Here is a 362-nt window from a genome sequence, read left to right on the forward strand (position 1 = left end):
GCGAGGGCGCTGATGCGCTGTTGCTGCTGCTCGGGGGTGGCGTTGAAGACGACGACCAGACCGCCGAGTTTCATGGTGATCACGCCGGGGGTCTCGTCCCTGCCGGACAGCGGGAAGGAGAGGCGGTCCTGCACCTCGGTGGTGGTGGCCAGGGAGAAGGCCTTCTCCGTGGTGCGGATCCTCAGCAGGTCCCGGTAGGCGGCCGAGGCGCCGGTGATCTGCGGGCAGCCGATCTTGACGGTGGTGAGCAGGGGCCGGGCGTGGTCCCACTTGGACTGGTTGTCGGCGGCCGGGGGCAGGCCGCGACCGAAGCCGTTGCCGTCGGCGCAGTCCCAGTGCAGGGCGTTGAACCAGTCGCCGCT

At 70.2% G+C, this 362-nt stretch carries 1 protein-coding gene; it reads right to left on the reverse strand.

What is annotated here, in order from left to right; translation table 11 throughout:
- Positions 1-362: alpha-1,6-glucosidase domain-containing protein (locus IH25_RS38245; RefSeq protein ID WP_037656484.1), on the reverse strand; the 362-nt coding region annotated here is incomplete at both ends.

Origin of the sequence: Streptomyces achromogenes subsp. achromogenes, from assembly GCF_000720835.1 — a bacterium.
Taxonomy (GTDB): domain Bacteria; phylum Actinomycetota; class Actinomycetes; order Streptomycetales; family Streptomycetaceae; genus Streptomyces; species Streptomyces achromogenes.